15 protein-coding genes are annotated in these 18095 nt (G+C 52.6%); 9 read left to right on the top strand and 6 right to left on the bottom strand.

Annotated features, from left to right (window positions below; genetic code table 11):
- Positions 1–37: 37 nt before the first annotated feature.
- Positions 38–433, bottom strand: a complete 396-nt coding sequence (locus IK012_RS07770; protein ID WP_173380266.1) for a glycogen-binding domain-containing protein — start codon at positions 431–433, stop codon at positions 38–40.
- 140 nt (positions 434–573) lie between these two features.
- On the opposite strand from IK012_RS07770, the gene rpe reads away from it, so the two are divergent.
- The 6 genes from rpe to IK012_RS07740 all read left to right on the top strand — a co-directional run bounded on the left by rpe (position 574) and on the right by IK012_RS07740 (position 10035).
- The gene (gene rpe, locus IK012_RS07765; RefSeq protein WP_290952748.1) at positions 574–1221 is read left to right on the top strand and encodes a ribulose-phosphate 3-epimerase; all 648 of its coding nucleotides are present in this window, start codon (positions 574–576) and stop codon (positions 1219–1221) included.
- A gap of 75 nt (positions 1222–1296) precedes the next feature.
- Positions 1297–3384, top strand: a complete 2088-nt coding sequence (locus IK012_RS07760; RefSeq protein ID WP_290952745.1) for an FISUMP domain-containing protein — start codon at positions 1297–1299, stop codon at positions 3382–3384.
- A 57-nt stretch (positions 3385–3441) separates the two neighbouring features.
- Positions 3442–5247 carry a DUF4153 domain-containing protein gene (locus IK012_RS07755; protein ID WP_290952742.1) on the top strand — a complete coding sequence of 602 codons (1806 nt, stop codon included), beginning with the start codon at positions 3442–3444 and terminating at the stop codon, positions 5245–5247.
- Positions 5248–5315: 68 nt separating this feature from the next.
- On the top strand, positions 5316–7067 hold the full coding sequence (locus tag IK012_RS07750) for a DUF4153 domain-containing protein (RefSeq protein ID WP_290952739.1): 1752 nt from the start codon (positions 5316–5318) through the stop codon (positions 7065–7067).
- A gap of 169 nt (positions 7068–7236) precedes the next feature.
- Positions 7237–8697, top strand: coding sequence for an adenosylhomocysteinase (ahcY, locus tag IK012_RS07745; protein ID WP_290952736.1), 1461 nt, complete (start codon positions 7237–7239; stop codon positions 8695–8697).
- An 861-nt stretch (positions 8698–9558) separates the two neighbouring features.
- Positions 9559–10035: a hypothetical protein gene (locus IK012_RS07740; RefSeq protein WP_290952733.1), complete on the top strand. Its 477-nt coding sequence runs from the start codon at positions 9559–9561 to the stop codon at positions 10033–10035.
- 12 nt (positions 10036–10047) lie between these two features.
- Here the strand turns inward: IK012_RS07740 and IK012_RS07735 are convergent, their stop codons facing one another.
- Together IK012_RS07735 and IK012_RS07730 are read right to left on the bottom strand one after the other, a co-directional pair.
- The gene (locus IK012_RS07735; protein WP_290952729.1) at positions 10048–10809 is read right to left on the bottom strand and encodes a hypothetical protein; all 762 of its coding nucleotides are present in this window, start codon (positions 10807–10809) and stop codon (positions 10048–10050) included.
- Between the two features lie 118 nt (positions 10810–10927).
- On the bottom strand, positions 10928–11119 hold the full coding sequence (locus IK012_RS07730; RefSeq protein WP_173379154.1) for a hypothetical protein: 192 nt from the start codon (positions 11117–11119) through the stop codon (positions 10928–10930).
- Between the two features lie 181 nt (positions 11120–11300).
- On the opposite strand from IK012_RS07730, the gene IK012_RS07725 reads away from it, so the two are divergent.
- Positions 11301–11690, top strand: coding sequence for a cupin domain-containing protein (locus IK012_RS07725; protein ID WP_290952726.1), 390 nt, complete (start codon positions 11301–11303; stop codon positions 11688–11690).
- 13 nt (positions 11691–11703) lie between these two features.
- Here the strand turns inward: IK012_RS07725 and IK012_RS07720 are convergent, their stop codons facing one another.
- Entirely contained in the window at positions 11704–12369 is a 666-nt protein-coding gene (locus IK012_RS07720; protein WP_290952724.1) for an AraC family transcriptional regulator, read from the bottom strand.
- A gap of 46 nt (positions 12370–12415) precedes the next feature.
- Here IK012_RS07720 and IK012_RS07715 point away from each other — a divergent pair, with 46 nt between their 5' ends.
- Both IK012_RS07715 and IK012_RS07710 read left to right on the top strand, forming a co-directional pair.
- Positions 12416–13630 (top strand): SGNH/GDSL hydrolase family protein, encoded by a 1215-nt coding sequence (locus tag IK012_RS07715; protein ID WP_290952721.1) that lies wholly within the window; start codon positions 12416–12418, stop codon positions 13628–13630.
- 18 nt (positions 13631–13648) lie between these two features.
- Entirely contained in the window at positions 13649–13972 is a 324-nt protein-coding gene (locus IK012_RS07710; RefSeq protein ID WP_173379159.1) for a DUF3392 family protein, read from the top strand.
- A 6-nt stretch (positions 13973–13978) separates the two neighbouring features.
- Here IK012_RS07710 and IK012_RS07705 read toward each other — a convergent pair whose 3' ends face one another.
- Entirely contained in the window at positions 13979–16798 is a 2820-nt protein-coding gene (locus IK012_RS07705; RefSeq protein ID WP_290952719.1) for an SMC family ATPase, read from the bottom strand.
- A complete protein-coding gene (locus IK012_RS07700; protein ID WP_290952716.1) occupies positions 16795–18036 on the bottom strand; it encodes an exonuclease SbcCD subunit D in 1242 nt (413 codons plus the stop codon). Before IK012_RS07700 ends, IK012_RS07705 begins: the two co-directional genes overlap by 4 nt.
- Positions 18037–18095 lie beyond the last annotated feature (59 nt).

Raw genomic sequence — 18095 nt, 5'->3', positions numbered from 1 at the left:
GATTGGCCCGGCGCATCCGTTATTGCAAAAAGCGCGATTAGACGTGCTTGATCTTGTTGTCGCCCGCGTCCCAGTTCTTGCCGTCGCACACGAACTTGTATTCGTAATCGCCAGCAGCGAGAGCCATCTTGGCAGTCCAGAGACCGGTCTTCTTGTCCTTCTTGAGCATGTCCTTGTCGACAGCCCAGTTGTTGAAAGTACCGGCGACAGAAACGGTCGTTGCGAGCGGGCAATCGGCGATAAATTCAACCGTGACCTTCTTCGCAGCAGCCTTCGGAGCCGGGGCCTTCTTCTCGGCAGCGGCCTTCGGGGCAGCCTTCTTGGCGGCGGGCTTTGCACAAGCCTTGGTGCAAGCCTTCTTTTCGGCAGCCGGCTTTGCGGCGGCCTTCTTCACCGGGGCCTTGGCGGCCTTGTTTGTTGTTGTCTTAGCCATTTTTCATCTCCTGCTAATAATAACTCGGATAAAGTTAGTAAAAAATAAGTTTCGTGGCTAGATATAAAATAATATCGTTAATTATCGATTTTCCCGATACCGGCGCACGCCCGAGCCGGCTTTTTTCTACCTTTTTAGGCATGTTGAAGCAAATTATCGCCCCCAGCGTTCTAAACGCGAATTTCCTCACACTCGGTGACGGCGTCAAGGCCATCGAAAAAGGCGGCGCGGGTCTCGTCCATCTCGACATCATGGACGGGCACTTTGTACCAAATATCAGCTTCGGACCGGGCATCTCGGCATGCATCGGCAAGGGCACGAGCCTCCCGCTCGATTGCCACCTGATGATCGAGAATCCCGAGAACTACGTGGGCGAGTTCGCGAAGGCAGGCGCCAGCATCATCAGCGTGCACGCCGAAACCACGAACCACCTCGACCGCCTGCTGCACCAGATCAGGGAACTCGGCGTGAAGCCCGCTGTGGCCATCAACCCGGCGACCCCGCTCGAAGCCATCAAGTACGTGCTCGACATCGTGGACATGGTGCTCATCATGTCGGTGAACCCCGGATTCGGCGGCCAGAGCCTCATCCCGTACTGCCTCGACAAGATTCGCGAGCTCCGCCAGATGAAGCCGGAACTCGACATCCAGATCGACGGCGGCGTGAAGCTCGACAACATCCTCGACTGCAAGGAAGCGGGCGCAAACGTGTTCGTGGTGGGTTCCGCCATCTTCGGCAAGCCCGATCCCGAGGCCGTATGCCGAGAATTCGTCAAAAAAGTGCAATAATTGTAAATTTTCTGTTCTTTTCTTGATTTCCCTATTCATATATGATAAATTATAGGGTTGAAGAGGAGAACAGGGATGAATTTCAGGAAATTTCTTTTTTCGGCCATTTCCGTAACGTTCGCTACGGCGTTTTTTGCCTGTTCCCAAATGTTCGCCGGTTCCACGGAAACCGACAACGCCCTTGCCAACGATGAAAGCTCCTCTAGCGGCGGCACCACAGAAGAAACAAACATCCACGATACCATCCCCTGCAACAACTGCACCGAAACCTCCTCCAGTTCGAACCACTTCGGGTTCGGCAGTTCAAGCAATATCAGCATAGTCGCCAGTTCGAGCAGCTACAGCATTATAGAGCAATCTATCAACAACGACAATCTCATATTCAACCCTCCCAGCAGCGGCGGTTTTGGCGGCGGCGGAATGATCAACTGCCCAGACAGCACAGTGGTTACCCAGGCCCTCGAGAACACCATCATGCTCAGCAGGTTCATTTCGGGCCGCACCGAAAAACTCATAGAGACGGGACTCACCCTAAAGCAAGCTCGCACCACCGCACAGGCAGAACTGTTCGCGGCGCTCGGAATCGACTCTCTGCTCATCGAGCAGCCCGACCAGTCGAAGTTCATCAGCAATCTCATCAACTACATCTTCGGCGGCACGGTCAAATCCGAGTTCTACAAGAGCGTCGAGGCGACCTTCACGGAAACCGGCACCCTCTCGAAGGAGCACTACTGCAACTTCGCCGACCGCGCCGAGACCCCGGAAGACAAACTCCCGTTGACCGGATACACGGGCAACGGATTCCCCGGACACATCCTTTACGAATATACCATGTACAATTCTAGGAACTGCAAGGGCACGCTGCTCATCCCGTCAAGGATTGTGGAGGTTGTCAACACCAAGTGCTACGATATGCCTAAGTGCGACAGTTCCAAAATCGGCACGACCGTCAAGGCAAAGTACAATTCCGCAGAAAAACTCTTCACATGCAGGGCTTCGGGCTGGGACGGCGCCAACGCAATGGAAAAGACAACCTTCGGGATCGAGTGCGACAAGGAAGGCAAGGACGTATTCTACGGGGGCAAGCCCATCAGCCAATCGTTTGTATGCAGTCTCGACTCGGGCTGGTACGTAGCGGAAACTATCGATGCGGAAACCTTCGATGTGCCCTGCGACGAGCACGGCAAACTGTACACGAACCCGGACAACCCGACCAAGACCTATGTGTGCCGCAAGGAACCCTTCTGCAGGCATTACGACTTCTACAATGCTGACGCCCCCTGCATGGACGAAGGCTGGGATTACGCCAGCAAGAACGACCTCGAGATGGCACAGGCGGAATGCTCAACCGACGGGCAGACGCAAACAAGCAATACCGACCCGAACATGTACTATGTCTGCCAGAACGGTAAATGGAGCGAGTTCTACAACAGGCCCTGCGACACCGACAACAAGCGCATAAAAATAAAAGCCCAAAACACTTACGGGTATGTAGAATACATCTGCTACGACAAGACATGGCGCCCCACCTACGAATGGCACGTGGAATACCCAGCCGATTACTACTTCAACCCCGAAATCAATTACGGGAGCTTCAAGGACCCGCGCGACAACTACGTTTACCACACCATCAATTTCAAGGGCCGCACGTGGATTGCGGAGAACATGAAGTACGCCGGATTTTCAAGCAGCGTGCTGGCAAAAGAAACCCGCTGCCTCGCGGACAGCTGCAAGAATGTCGGGCGGTACTACAGCATAAACGTCGCGGGCGAAGTTTGCCCCGATGGCTGGAACCTCCCGGATTCCAGCGACATAGTCTCGCTCGGCACAAGGCAACCCGAAACCGAGCATCTCTTATCGCAGCTCGGCGGCACGGGCAGCAACTATTCGGCACCCGATACATACGGGCTGAGCTTTATACTGAGCGGACGAATTATCGATACCGATGAGCCCTATTCACCTTGGCAAGGATTCTCAGCGCTCCTCTGGATGAACGAGACGAATGAGAAAAAGGATCGACTTGTCGCCAATATATCGTTCTACAAAGTTGAATTCTGGGGATACTACACCAATCCGCGAACCTACCAGAATGTCTTTCCCGATACAGAACCGGCGGCATTCACCAATCTGTCATTCTTCGCAGTACGCTGCGTAAAGAAGTAGGCGACCACTTTCACCCCGGCCTCAGCGCCGGGGCAACTTATCTTATATTTAGAACAAATGTTAGACGCTTTCAAAAAATATCCCAGCCAAATTTCGAGCGCATTCAGGCGGTTCCCGGTCGCATCGGCGTTCGCCCTCTTCACTTTCTTCTCGCTTGTCGTTGACACCGAATTTTTCGAATACATCGACATCGCTGTCGGTTCGCCGATAGCCAAGTTCATTATATGGTCCGGCATTTATCCCATCGCGGCAATACTCATATCCCTCACGACATCGCTTGTCCAGGAATCCCTAAACAAACGTAGCAATGTTCCCCAGATTGTCGCCAGCGCCGCCTGGTTCATCATCTCGACAGCACTCGTCTATTTCGGTTTCACCGATTATCAACCAGATTTTTTCTCAAACGAGTTCGTACCCAACACAATCTTTTTCATATATGTAGCCGTATTCCTTGGCCTATTCATCGCACCATTCTGGAAACAGAAAGACGAAAACGCCTTCTGGATTTTTACGTTCAAGAACATCAAGGCTCTGCTTGTCGCCGCCCTGGTGGCAGGCATTTTGCTCGCATCCGTAGAAGCGCTCGTCTTCTGTTTTGGTGCACTTTTCGAACATGAATTCGATGAGAAGGTGTATTTCTACATTTTCTACTTCTGCGCGAGCACCGTCTTCCCCATACTGTACTTCACCGGCATCCCCTCCATCGAGGAATGCCACAGCGAAACGCCCAAACTAAGCAAGTTCGTAACGAGCACCATCCGCTTCCTCTTCGTGCCGGTACTCACCCTCGCCATCCTCCTCTTCTACGCCTACATCGCCAAGTTCATCCTGCTGTGGGACATGCCGCAGGGAATGGTGTCGTACTTCGTCTCGGGATTCATGGTCTACATGCTCGCGCTCGTCACCGTCCTTTACCCCGCGCGGCTCCACCCCGGTTCCACCTTCGAGAAGAAGCTCCTGAAAATTTTCCCCGCCGCGTGCATCCCCCTCGTGGTCATGATGTCCGTCGGGCTCATCCGCAGGATAAGTGAATACGGCATCTCCGAACTGCGCATCTATGCCGTAGTGGTCAACATATTCTTCTATGTCATCATCACCATATTCCTCATCGACAAAATCAAGTGCAAGTCCAGGTACATCGCCGTCATCTTTTGCGCATTACTGTTCATCTTCATGGTTTCCCCGCTGAAGGCGTCAAAAATCACGCGCCATGTATGGATGGAAAGCGTCAAGAGCGCACTTGCCGAACAGGGTTACACCGAGTTCCCGCTGAGCAAGGAAGACTCCAGGCAGTTTGTCTGGGACTTGCGGCAAAAGGGCGACAAGGAATCGGCACTTCTCGTTTCACGGATAAGTGAACTTGCACGCATTCCCGACAAAGACATCGCGGAATATATTAACATCACCAGATACGACTACGCATTCACCAACGACCTCACCGAAGACGTATGTTGCAATGAAGGTTCGGACAGCACCGGCGAAGAACCGTTCGACCAGTTCGAAGTCAGCATAGAGTACCCCGACAAGGCGATGCTCCAGGTTCCCCGCGGCACGAAGGGCGCCGTCGCCATAGATCATTACTTCAACAACGACGAATTCGAATTCGCGGGCGACACGCTCACGTTCCGCATCTCGCTGAAAGAAGACAGCGGCTGCAGTTGCCAAAGCGACTCGACCGATGCCTGCGAAGAAGCGCCCGCGCCCGTCTACAGCTTCACCGTCGACAGGCAGACGCTCAAGCAAGATTCCATAAGGCAAATCAAGACCGACGGGGCGACGTTCGGGATAAAATACCTGCATGCGGAAGAAGAGTCGAAGAGCAGCAAGACGCTACGCATCCGCGGAATATTGTTTGTGGAATAAGCGCGCGACCTCGGTTGACGCAGGTTGATGCGGATTAATGCGCGCCGAAGAATTCAAAGAGGAAAATCATGGTACTTGACACATTCAAAAAATACCCAAGCTTGATTTTGGCCGCGTTCAAGCGGTTCCCCCTCGCCATCGCGTTTGCGTTCTTGACATCAGTTGCGTTCATATTCTGCGTTGATGGGTTACCCAAGGTATTCCCCACAAGAACGACCTTTAGCCGAATCCTTGATATATGGTTACTTATTTACCCTGTCGCAGCCATGTTCATCGCTCTTGCAACATCGCTCATCCAGGAATCTCGAAAAAGCACACGCAAGATGCCGCAAATTCTTACGAGCGTGAGTTGGCTAGTCATTTCGGTGACACTCAGCCTTTGTTTTATCTCTGCAGACAACTGGGGTGATAAAGAAACCATAGGGCATATAACCATCTGCATTTACAGCCTTATTGGAATCGCCTTGATTTACGGACCATTCTGGAATCAAAAGAACGACAACGCTCTATGGACATTTGGCAACAAAATAAGCGACTCCATCTTCGCATCTCTTTTTATTGTAATTTTATTTAGCATCGCATCATTTGCACTACTAAATGCAATCAACTCCATATCAAACAATACAGACTCCAATTCAGCCTCGTTTGGGTTTGTAATCATTTTCACAATGTTCCCCATCCTGTGCATGGCGGGCTTACCATCCATCGACAAACGCACCGAAGAAACACCCACATTAGAAAATTTTGTAACCACCATAAAATTGAAGATAAAATCAAGGCAGTTCAGTTTTTCTTTCGACAGCATCAAACATATATTTTTACCGCTTTACTCCATTTTCATCGTCATCGTCCATATTTGCGACATCATAGCCCTGCTGCAATGGGAGTTTCCAACAAAAACAACCTTTTTCCTTGCAGTCGGCGTCTTAGCTTGCGTACTCATCATCCAAAACAAATATTATCCAGCGACTATACAACCCGGACATTCTTCCGAAAAGACAATCGCTAGGGTCCTTTCCTACACTTGCATTTTCCCCATCTTTACGGCAACCATCGCAATTATCCAAAGAATTTCTGAACACGGTATTACGGCAAACCTATATCTTGCATTAGGCTTTTGCATCTTCTTATGCATATTCGCTATACTTAACTGCATCCCCAAAATCATTCTAACTAAATATGTTATCATCATTTTCTGTGCGATACTTACGGTATCCTTGATAGGCCCCTTCAGCGCAACAAGCGTTACCCGCAACGTCTGGCTCAAGAACATCGAGAAAACACTAGTCAGCGAAGGCTACACTGCATACCCGCTCAGCGAAAAAGACACGAAAAAATTTTTCTCGGACCTTTGGGATAAAGACGGGCGCAAGGCAAGCATCGTCGCCTACCAAGTAAAAGCACTCCATGCAAGATCTACCGAAAAACTGTATCAGTTCTTCCCCGAAAATAGCGACCTTGCGGACATTTCCAAAAAATACCGCACAATTACCAAGACTATTAAAAACGACCGTGTCCACACGACGCCCGAAAATTTCAGCAAATTCGCATTCGTGGTTTACACTTTCAAACACGAAGACCTCGTGACGCGAAACGACACACTGTTTTTCGATTACCCGCTCAAGGACATAGACTCGACAAGCAGCACGGTTTTCAGTTTCTACATACCAAAACAAAGCTGGCTTGATAAGGACATAAAGGTCCTCGAAACCGAGGGCGCCAGATTCGAAGTGGAAAACATCAGATTCCGCCAATGGGAAAACGAAAAGCACCAACGCGAAAGAGACCTGCGCCTCGTCGGGATACTGTTTATGGAGTAAATCTAGTTGTTGGTCATTGGTCAGTAGTCATTAATTGTTGGTTAGCACTGTCATTCTGGAGCGTAGCGATAGAATCACGATAGGATCCATACTTCGCAAAGATGACAACGTGCGAGTTGACGCGAAATATGCATATAACTATATTTGTGCATAAATAAGGAATTTTTTTATGGAATACAAAATCAAGGATATCAACCTTGCGATCGAAGGCCGCAAGGAACTCGACCTCGCCGAAACCGAAATGCCGGGCCTCATGGCTCTCCGCAAGGAATATGCCGGCAAGAAGCCGCTGGCTGGCGCCCGCATTATGGGTAGCCTCCACATGACCGTGCAGACCGCCATCCTGATTGAAACGCTTACCGACCTCGGTGCCGACGTGCGCTGGGTCAGCTGCAACATCTTCAGCACGCAGGACAACGCCGCCGCCGCCGTCGTGGTCGGCAAGAAGGGCACTGTGGAAAATCCGCAGGGCGTGCCCGTGTTCGCCTGGAAGGGCGAAACCCTCGAAGAATATTGGGAAAACACCGCCCGCGCCCTCGTGTGGCCCGACGGCAAGACCGCCGACCTCATCGTGGATGACGGCGGCGACGCCACCATGCTCGTGACCTGCGGTGCAGAATTCGAAGATGCCGGCAAGGTTCCCGAGTTCAACCCGGCCACCGACAGCGAAGAATGGGGCGTATTCCTCGCCACCTGCAAGAAGATTTTCGAAAAGGATCCCAAGCAGTGGACCCGCGCCCGCGAAGCTCTCCGCGGCGTTTCCGAAGAAACCACTACCGGCGTGCATCGCCTGTACCAGATGGCCCAGGCTGGCCGTCTCAAGTTCCCGGCCATCAACGTGAACGATTCCGTGACCAAGTCCAAGTTCGACAACCTTTACGGTTGCCGCCACTCTCTGATCGACGGCATCAACCGCGCCTCCGACGTGATGATGGCCGGCAAGGTTGCAGTCGTGTGCGGCTACGGCGACGTGGGTAAGGGCTGCGCCCAGTCCCTCCGCGGTCAGGGCGCTCGCGTGATCATCACCGAAATCGACCCGATTTGCGCTCTGCAGGCTGCCATGGAAGGCTACGAAGTCAAGACCCTCGACGAAGTCGTGAGCATGGCCGACATCTTCGTGACCACCACCGGCAACACCATGATCATCTCCGCCGCCCAGATGGAAAAGATGAAGAACCGCGCCATCGTCGGCAACATCGGTCACTTCGACAACGAAATCGACATGGCTGGCCTCAAGAAGATTCCGGGCATCAAGCGTAACGAAATCAAGCCGCAGTACGACGAATGGATTTTCGCCGACGGCCACAGCATCCTCGTGCTCGCCGAAGGCCGCCTCTTGAACCTCGGCTGCGCTACCGGTCACCCGAGCTTCGTGATGAGTGCAAGCTTCACGAACCAGACCATCGCTCAGATCGACCTCTGGCTCAACGCTCAGGGCAAGCAGACTGTCGCAGGCATCAAGTACGAAAGCGGCGTCGTGTACACGCTCCCGAAGATCCTCGACGAAAAGGTCGCTCGCCTCCACCTGGAAAAGCTCGGCGTTCACCTGACGACCCTCACCAAGGCCCAGGCCGACTACATCGGCGTGCCCGTGGAAGGCCCGTACAAGGCTGAACACTACCGCTACTAATCCCTGATTTGTCACCCCGGCCATAGTGCCGGGGCCACCTTATAGCAAAACTCCCTCGGCATCGCCGGGGGAGTTTTTTGTATTATTTTATTCGGAGAATCCAAATGATATTTTTATCGATACTTATCTTGTACATTTACACTTTTTTAGTGTCGTTTCTCCTAATCGTTTTAATGGGATGGATGTACAAGCTAGAGAACAAGAATAAAATTGTTCATGAATTGTCAAAAATAGTGGTATGGCTATGTTTTTTGTTTTCCATGTATGCAATCCTAGCAATAGAAAAATATCTCGGCTCAAATGACGATGATATATTAGCTTTAAATGCCATCATTTGCCTAATTATTTATATGGCGGCATGGTTATACGCCATAGCGAAGTACGACAATAGCGCTCACAAAAAGATTTCTTTTCGATTTAAGAAAAAACGTTAGCGACAGCCCCTCTTCCTAAAGCGTCTGAACTTGGCCAAATCGGAAATCATTTCCTGTTCGCTTGCCCAGCCTTTATCCTCGGCAACTTAACCGGCTGTTCCTAATATACAAAATTTTTTATTTTGATTGCAATATGAATCTTGCCTTGCTCAGAATTTGCGCCATTGTGCTGATCGTTAACGGATTGGACAGCCTCGCGTGTACGTTATTACCATTCTTCACCCTAGAAACAGAAGACGAACCTTTCTTTTCCAATTATGGACCACAAATTCTATTAAGTAGTATTTGCATTATTGCGGCGACAATCGCACTCGTAAAAAAGAGTCCGCGACTTTTGAAAATCTTTGCGGTTGTTGCAATAATCATGATTCCTATTGGCGCCATTTCTTATGCCGTACACTTCTTCAAATATCTTTTACCTTTAGGCATGGGATACCATCACCTCCTTGAAGCGCTCACCAACATTTTCGTGAACCCACTTCTTGTCGTCTATATTGCCGCATTTTTTATCTCATCGAGCCTGTTCCGGTTCTGCACTGCATACTTTTTGGTCAATGCCGCAAACAACCTGATCGAAACGATATTGAATTTTTCTCTCTCCGCAGACATCATCGTCATGATCCTCATTCCCATCGCAGCGGGAACATTCGCCCTCGTCAAGAAGAACACGCTAGTCTTGAAAATCTATTCCATAATAGCGTTCGTCTATATTTCATGGAGCACCTGGGATTATGTCCGCGAAAACATGTTCGGCACATATTATGTATGGGGTGCGGTTCTCGGCATGATTTTCAATCCGTTCTTCGTAGTTTGCGCCGCGACGTTCTTTGTAAACCCAGAAGAGACCAAACTCTACGCCCAGAAATTGAAGACTCTATTTTTCAAGTGGAAAAACCTTACCTGATTTAAGGCTGTTTTAGAAATAAACGAAAACGTGGAAGGCTGCATCAGCTATAAAAAAACTGGGAAGATCGCCTAAGCCAAAATATCTGTGTAATCCCACCGTAGCATTAATACCCACAACGTCGTTAAATTTATAATCCGCTCCAACGCTAGACCCAAAGTAAATAGATTCTCTGCTGTGTAAACGCTTGGAATCGTAAACAGGAATTTGTTCTTGGAAATTAAAAGTCATTCCTACAAACGGAGTAAATTGCGGTGTGACGTTAAAAAACAGCTTCGCATCAGCAACTCCTACTACAGGCACATAATCATCTTTGCCTTTAGTAGCAGAGACAACTCCGAGTAGCGCTCCAAAATCTATCAATCGGTTAATCTCCGTTGAAAATCGCAGGCCAGCGTTGAATGTCCATGCATCATTGGATAAATCTTCTACAGGGGCAGATACACCAGCGAAAACATTCATTTTGGAGATAAATTGGTAAGCTGCTGAAAAAGACAGGTTTCCAAACCCTACCATATAATCATCATTTCCACTCCAATAGTTAAACACTCTATACGGAATATCGAGCGCAAGTTCCAAATTCTGAATTACAGTATATCGAGCGTTAACTCCTATATCGACTAAATGGTAATTTACATCTCTGACTTCGTATGTACGATAACTCGTTCCGAACGAAACTCGGCCTTTATGGGCTTCAAGAACTTTGTACTCATCCTCATCGGCAAATGACGAAACGACTGCAAGCATGCTTGCAAGAATGATTTTTTTGAACATATTAAGGTATCCCCTCTAACCATTATGTATAAATCACAATGACGACAAGATACAAATCATGCCGCAAACCAAACCACTACTTTGATATATTTTTTGAAAAAAAAATATTTATCGAATATTACCGATTCCACCCCGAGTGTCCGCTGCCGTAATAGAGCGCCTCGTCTTCGGCGGAAAAATCGTCCGCCACGGAATCGCGCGGTGAAAGCCAGCCTCGCATTTTCTTTATGCGCTCGGCCCGCGCTTTTTTCGCCTGCAATTCAGCATCTTGTTTTTCGACACCTTGCTTTTCATTAGATGAATCCATCATATTCACTACCTCCGGCAAGAGAATTACGAACTAACTATAAAATACATTATTTTGCCGCCATGCGGACATTTTCGAGTCTTTTTTCGCAATTTTATCCAATTTTTAAAAGCTCCTTCTATATAGAATTCGGGTGCAAGCGCAGCGCATTCTGCGGTGCACAAAACATATAAGGAGTTATACAATGACTAAGGAACTTTTCGAAAAATTCAACAATGGCGAACTCAGGCTCCCCGGCAACGCAAAGGCATTCAAGGACCTCGCCTGGAACAAGCACCCGACTTTCGAAGGCGTCGAACTCAAGCACATCATCACCTCGAAAGAGACCGGCGGCACGTTCAGCTACCACCTCGTCCGAATCGCTCCGAACAAAAGCATCAGGAACCACATTCACGAAACGCAGTTCGAGACGCACGAAGTCATCGCGGGCAGCGGAACATGCGTGAACGACGGAGCCAAAATCGAATACGTTCCCGGCGTAATTTCGATTATGCCCGCGAAGGTCCCGCACGAGGTCAACGCGGGTGAAGACGGGCTTTACCTGTTCGCAAAATTCATCCCGGCACTATGCTAAAAACAGCGCATCATCAATCGGGATCCGTCGCCGGCTTTACGGCCTTCTTGTATTCTTTGGGCGAAAGCCCGACTACTTTTTTGAAGCACCTGTCCATGTGGCTCTGGTCGTAAAACCCGGCATCGAATGTCACTTCGGACGCGCTCCTTTCGGCGAGCAGCTTTTGGGCCTTGCGGACCTTGCACTGCATCTGGAACTGGTGCGGCGTGAGGCCGAAGGCCTTCTTGAATTCGCGAATCATGTGGAACGGGCTGATGCACGCGTCATGCGCCATCTGTTCTATCAGGTAAATGTTCTCGGGATTTTCGAGGATGCTCTTGCGCAGTTCGCTCAGGCGCGCGACAGCATCTTCGTATTCCCTTTCGAATGCGCCGGACAGCGCACCAGATAATGCACCGCCGCTGGCAGCGTCATCCACCGCGATGCACAACACGACCATCGAATAACTTTGGCCGTCGACCATCCTGATTTCGTGAAGCACGTCGGGCGGAATCTGGAACTTGTCGCCAGCACCGTAGATTTCTGTGACGCCATTCATCACCAGGCAAATCGAACCCTCTTCGATGTAGCCTACGGTCAAGTGCCCCGTATGCGTGTGCGGCGGGTACGATTTTCGCCAGTCCTTGTAGCGGACGCATTCAATCCTGTCGTTCTTCTTGCTGTACGAAATCTCGGACATTTACCACCATCTAGAAAAGCGGTTCCAAATTAGTTATTTTTTAGCCATGCCAGAAAAGTTTTCGAAATGGGTGGCCTGCTGGGGTAACGCCACCTCCATCACCGACCGCAAGGAAGCGACCTACGCAAAAGATTTAACGCTGCGCTACCCGATACGCGCATGCTTTTCGGGCAACAAGCTGCGGTTCCATTTTTCGAACCTCACCGGCACGGAACCCGTGACCATCAGCGAGGCGTATATCGCTAAAGATGCCGCGCAGTCTATAAACGGCGCGCAGTCCGCTGCCGGCGAAACAGGCGCTGCGCTGGCTAAAAATGCGCCGACTCAAGATGCGCCGACCGCCATCACATTCAACGGCAGCGCTTCCGGGACAATCCCCGCGGGCGAAGAAATCCTGAGCGACGAAATCGCATTCGACGTAACCGCGGGTGAAACTTTCAACGTGAGCCTCTACTTCGCAGACTTCACGCAGATGAACGCAGGCACGGCAATCACGGGCCCGCTTTCCGGTGGCAAGTACAGCTACGGCAACTTCGCGAAGGCGGCAAGCCTTCCCGACGACCTCACGCGCAAAACGAACTGGATTTACTTCCTCAATACCGTCGACATCCTTACCGAAGAGAAGAACTTCGCGCTCGTGTGCTTCGGCGATTCCATCACGGCTCAGGACTGGCCCGACTACCTCACGCTGCGTTGCGCCCGAGAAGGTTTCGACAACGTCGCCATCATCCGCCGCGCGGTAAGCGGCACGCGCATCCTCCGCGAATACAGCTGCATCACGTACGCGGCATACGGCCTCAAGGGCGCCACGCGATTCCCCATCGAAATGAACGTCGCCGGTGCCCGCACTGTAATCGTGCAGCACGGCATCAACGACATCATCCATCCGGTCGGCGTCGAAGTCAACAAGTTCCGCCCCTGGAGCGACATGCCCACCGCAGATGACCTCATCAACGGGGTGCGCACGCTCTACATTCAGCATGCGCGCAAGCTCGGGCTCAAGGTATACAGCGGCACGCTCCTGCCCATATACGGCTGGCGCACCTACAACGAAAACCGCGACATCATCCGAATCGCATTCAATACATGGCTGCGGACCTCGCCGGAATTCGACGGCTGCGTAGATTTCGACATGGCCGTGCGCGGGCACGACGACCCGAAACGATTCGCGGGCGGTTTCGACTCGGGAGACCACCTGCACCCAAGCGCCAAGGCGTACGAGGCCATGGCCGAATGCGTCCCCGAAAATCTGCTCCAGTAAACTATTTATATTTCTCCCATGCAGCCCTACATTCACCAATTCGCAAACTTCTTGCGCCTCCACATGGATTCCATCTCGGTGGGGCTTGTCGCCACATTGCTCATCATCTACGGCGAGCACATCAACGGCTACTTCAAGAAGATTACGAAGAGCATCCCCTTCCTCGGGCGGTTCGCACTTTTCGTGCTGCTGTGCAGCGCGGGTTACGCGTTCCTGTCATCGCAGCTGGTGAAGCTGATCAAGTACTTTCTGCACGGGCAGGCCGACCTGGCGCTCATCGGGATTATCGCGGCGGCGTTCATAGTGCTCGCATTCTGCGCCCGCAGCGGCAAGGACATCTAGACTCCGCTACACGTCGATTTTCACGCGGCTGATATTGTTCGCGTCTTTCTGCACGCGCACGTTCTTGTCTATCCTGTTCTCGAGACCTTCCACGTGGCTGATGATGCCCACAAGGCGGTTGCTGCCCGCCAAGTTCTGCAGCGTGTCGATGGCGACCCTCAGGATTTCTTCGTCGAGCGAACCGAAACCTTCGTCGATAAACATCGTGTCAAGTTCGATTCCGCCAGCAGAACTCTGCACCTCGTCGGCGAGGCCGAGCGCCAGCGATAACGACGCCAAAAAACTCTCGCCGCCGCTGAGCGTTTTCACTTCGCGCTGCTTGCCGCAGGTATGGTCGATCACGTTCAGGTCGAGCCCGCTCTGGCTGCGCTTATTGGAAGCCTGCTCGCGACGCACCAGCTCGTATTTCCCGTTGGAAAGTCGCAAGAATCGCGTGTTCGCCTTGCGCAAAATGCGGTCCAGGTATGCGCCCTGCACGTAGGTCTCGAGCATCATCTTGTCCTTGCCGGAGAGCGTTCCGTTCACCGTATCGGAGAGGTTCTCGACCCACATGCGCTTCTTCAGGAGCACGCCCAGGCTTTCGGCAATCCCTCGGATTTCCTTGAGCGAGCGCCTGTTCTGCTCGAGCCTTCCCGAAGCAGTTTTCCAGGATTGCGTGAGCGCCTGCTGTTCATCCGCGAGCGCCCTGCACTTGGTTTCCAGTTCCTCGAGGTTGTACTGCGGAGCATCTTTCAGTTGGCCTTCGAGCGATTTCACGCGGCCTTCGAGTTCCTTCAGGTTTTCCTTGCACGCGTTCAGCTTTTCAGTGGCGAGTTTGATATCGCCCTGCAGCTTGGTGACCGCCGCCTGCTTTTCGCGAATGACCTTCTCGGCGTCGGCCTTGCCCGCATACGGGAGCTTTTTCGCCGCATCTTCGGCATGCTTTTTCTGCGTTACAAGTTCCGCCTCGGCCGCCGCGACATCCTTCGCAAGGTTCTCGTTTTCGGTACGGCACTTCTCGTGCTGTTCCTTGATTTCGGGGAGCGATTTTTCCAGCTCGGCCTTGCGAGCCGCGCGAACATTCTCGGCATTGAGTTTCGCCACGACTTCGATCAACTGCGATTTCACGCTGTCGAATTCACTGCGGATTTTTTCCTTGCATTCTTCCACAGTGCATTCACCGAAAAGTTCCACAAGTTTTTTCTCGAGTTCTTCGCGTTTGGCATCGCGCGCGGCTTTCGCCCTGGAGGCTATACCCGCCTTGGCGTTCCATGATTCAAGAAGGCCCGCGACATTGCGCTTGAGTTCTTCGAGCTCCGCCTGCGTCGGCGCTTCTACCGACTTGCAAGCCTTATGCGGGTGCGCCGTAGACCCGCAAACCGGGCAGGGGGAGCCCTCTTCGAGCGTTTCGGCCAGAATGCCCGCCTGCTCGTTCAGGAACGCGCGATTTTTCGCTTCGTAAATATCGTTACTTTGTCTATACTTGCTATCGGCAACGAGGTATTCGTCCTGCGCCTTGCGGAGAGCATCTTCGGCGGTATCGAGTTCCTTTACCGTGTTGCCCACCAGCACGAGCTGCTTCTTGCGCGCATCGAGAGATTCCCGTTGCGCGTCGAGTTTCGCCTTGTTCTCGCCCGCATCGGAGAGACCCTTGAATTCCTCTTCGAGCTTCTGGATTTCGCCGTTCCTTTTTTCGAAATCCCTCTTTCTGGATTCAAGCGATTCCTTGTCCCTCGCAAGTTCGCGTTCCTTGCCGTTTATGATACCGCGGGCTTCTTCGAGCCGGCCGTATTCCGGCAACAAGTTCCTTAAGGTCGTGACCTCTTCCTGCAACTTTTCGCATTCGGGTTTACGCGCCTCGGCCGCCGCCAGCGCTGCCGCAAGCGGCTCAAGTTCCGGCAAAAGCTTAGCGTGCTTCTGCTTCGCCTCGTCAAGTGATTTGCGTGCAGTTTCTATGCCCCGCGCCTTGCCGAGTTCCTGGTTCATCGCGGTCATACGCGCCGCACACTTGTCGAGAGTTTCCTTCATCGCATCGACCGCGGAGGAATCCTCGTTCACGACCTTCTCGAGCAATTCACAAAGTTCGTTCCAGTCGGCAACGCGCCTTTCCGCAGCGAGATTCTTGGCACCCTCGATGTCGGAGGCGAAAACGGACTTCTCGTCGCATGCCACATGCGAAACTTCTATGCAGGCACGCGACTCGCTTTCGCCGCACTTGTTTTTCAGTTCAAGCGCCTGCCTCTTGAGTTCAATCTGCAATTTCTCGAACTTGTCCGTCTTGAAAAGCTGGCGGAAAATATCGATACGCTCGTCCGTCGTCGTGAGCAGCAACTTCAAAAAGTCGCCCTGCGCAATCATCGCGATCTGCGAGAACTGCTCGCCGGTCACCCTGATGATACTGTATACCGCTTCCGTCACCGCCTTGTCGCCGCTTACCGTACGGCTCGCGGGCCCCACCTTGCCGGTGGCCTCGGGGTAATAGAAAGTCGCCGACGCGCTTTCCTTCGTCATGCCCTCGCCGCGCATCTTGGGGCGTTCGTATTCGGGATTGCGCACCACGCGGTATTCCCTGCCCGCATAGGCGAAAGTCAGGTCCACGAATGTCGGGGTATCGGGCGTCGCGTTCAGGCAACGGAAATGCTTGGCGTAGTCACCGCTCGCATTGCGGCTGCTCCCGCTCGCCGTCCCGAAAAGCGCAAAAGCAATCGCATCGAAAATCGTCGTCTTGCCGGCACCCGTATCGCCCGAAATCAAGAAGAGTCCGCTCGTCCCGAGCTTGTCCAGCTCTATCACGGTCTTTTCGGCATACGGGCCGAATGCGGAAATCACAAGCCTGGTAGGTCTCATCCGTTGTCCCCCCAGATGCCGTTGATCAAATCCTGGACGAATTCGGTTTCTTCCGCATTCATCGCGCGCCCGTTGCGGCCCTCGAAAAACTCGCCGAACAGCTCCATCGGTTTCTTTTCGTCGACAGCTTCCGCAATGCCGACATCCGCCTGGTTGCGCGTGCGCTCGTTGTCGTAGGCGAGCATCATCAAATTCGGGTAAATGCCGCGCAGCTTCTGCGCCGCGTCGGGCACGTCGTTTTCGTCGGTGAGCTTTACGTACACGAAATCGTCAAGTTTGTTGCCCGCGGCAACCTGCGCATTCCGGAATTCCGGAGAAACGATTTCGGCAAATGTCCCGCGGATTTCGCGCACGTCGTGCAACGGCACCAGCGGGATTTCACGGATCTGCAAGGCCGCGCGCATTCCACCGTCCGCAAAAGCTTTTCCAGCAAACAAGTCACCAGCAACATCGACCGCATTCGCGGATGCGCCCAGTTCCACCACCGTGAGCGACTTCTTGTGCACCGCCTCCGAAAGCGAATACTTGAGCGGGGTGCCGCTGTAACGCGCACGCACCGTACCGTCGTCGCCCTTCAGTACATTCTGCGGCTTGTGTATATGCCCGAGCGCCACGTAATCGAACGCGGCAAAAACCGTAGCGTCCACATTGTCGAGCCCGCCCACGTTTTCCTCGGACTCGCTGCGTTCCGCGCCCGTCACGAACTGGTGGGCGATCAGCACGTTCCTGCGCCCCGGCGTAAAATGCATCTGCGCGATGGCCGCCTTCACGGCCGACGTGTAATCCTTCACCGCGTCGCGCTCGTCGTCGCCCGCGAGGCAGGCCCTGACATTCACCGGCCGCACGAAGGGGAGCATCCAAACGTCCACTTCGCCTTCACCGTCGCTGAGCGTGACCGGCGCGAATTTCCCGTCGTAAACCAGGGACACGTGCACGCCGCTCTTTTCCATGAGCCTCCCGCCGAAGGCGATACGCTCCGCCGAATCGTGGTTCCCGCTCAATACGAACGTGCGCACCTTTCTCGCGGCAAGTTCCACCAGAAAATCATCGAGCACCGCGACCGCCTCGGCCGAAGGCACCGGCTTGTCGTAAACGTCACCCGCGATGAGCACCGCATCGGGCTTCTCGCTGTCGACAGCCTCCAGGATGCGCGCCAATATATGCCTCTGCTCATCAAGCATCGAATGCTCGCACACTATTTTACCAATGTGCAAGTCGGCAGTATGGATGAATTTCATCGGTACAAACGCCTACTACAGATAGAACGCCGCACCCACATTCGCGGCAAAGTGGCGGT

The organism is Fibrobacter sp. (assembly GCF_017551775.1).
Lineage (GTDB): Bacteria > Fibrobacterota > Fibrobacteria > Fibrobacterales > Fibrobacteraceae > Fibrobacter.
Note: the sequence above shows the minus strand (reverse complement) of the source record. Positions and strands in the feature narration are given on the sequence as shown.

What these genes read in the sequence shown, in the direction of transcription:
- IK012_RS07770 (WP_173380266.1), bottom strand. Translation starts at nt 433, where the DNA reads ATGGCTAAGACAACAACAAACAAGGCCGCCAAGGCCCCGGTGAAGAAG.
- rpe (WP_290952748.1), top strand. Translation starts at nt 574, where the DNA reads ATGTTGAAGCAAATTATCGCCCCCAGCGTTCTAAACGCGAATTTCCTC.
- IK012_RS07760 (WP_290952745.1), top strand. Translation starts at nt 1,297, where the DNA reads ATGAATTTCAGGAAATTTCTTTTTTCGGCCATTTCCGTAACGTTCGCT.
- IK012_RS07755 (WP_290952742.1), top strand. Translation starts at nt 3,442, where the DNA reads ATGTTAGACGCTTTCAAAAAATATCCCAGCCAAATTTCGAGCGCATTC.
- IK012_RS07750 (WP_290952739.1), top strand. Translation starts at nt 5,316, where the DNA reads ATGGTACTTGACACATTCAAAAAATACCCAAGCTTGATTTTGGCCGCG.
- ahcY (WP_290952736.1), top strand. Translation starts at nt 7,237, where the DNA reads ATGGAATACAAAATCAAGGATATCAACCTTGCGATCGAAGGCCGCAAG.
- IK012_RS07740 (WP_290952733.1), top strand. Translation starts at nt 9,559, where the DNA reads ATGGGATACCATCACCTCCTTGAAGCGCTCACCAACATTTTCGTGAAC.
- IK012_RS07735 (WP_290952729.1), bottom strand. Translation starts at nt 10,809, where the DNA reads ATGTTCAAAAAAATCATTCTTGCAAGCATGCTTGCAGTCGTTTCGTCA.
- IK012_RS07730 (WP_173379154.1), bottom strand. Translation starts at nt 11,119, where the DNA reads ATGATGGATTCATCTAATGAAAAGCAAGGTGTCGAAAAACAAGATGCT.
- IK012_RS07725 (WP_290952726.1), top strand. Translation starts at nt 11,301, where the DNA reads ATGACTAAGGAACTTTTCGAAAAATTCAACAATGGCGAACTCAGGCTC.
- IK012_RS07720 (WP_290952724.1), bottom strand. Translation starts at nt 12,369, where the DNA reads ATGTCCGAGATTTCGTACAGCAAGAAGAACGACAGGATTGAATGCGTC.
- IK012_RS07715 (WP_290952721.1), top strand. Translation starts at nt 12,416, where the DNA reads ATGCCAGAAAAGTTTTCGAAATGGGTGGCCTGCTGGGGTAACGCCACC.
- IK012_RS07710 (WP_173379159.1), top strand. Translation starts at nt 13,649, where the DNA reads ATGCAGCCCTACATTCACCAATTCGCAAACTTCTTGCGCCTCCACATG.
- IK012_RS07705 (WP_290952719.1), bottom strand. Translation starts at nt 16,798, where the DNA reads ATGAGACCTACCAGGCTTGTGATTTCCGCATTCGGCCCGTATGCCGAA.
- IK012_RS07700 (WP_290952716.1), bottom strand. Translation starts at nt 18,036, where the DNA reads ATGAAATTCATCCATACTGCCGACTTGCACATTGGTAAAATAGTGTGC.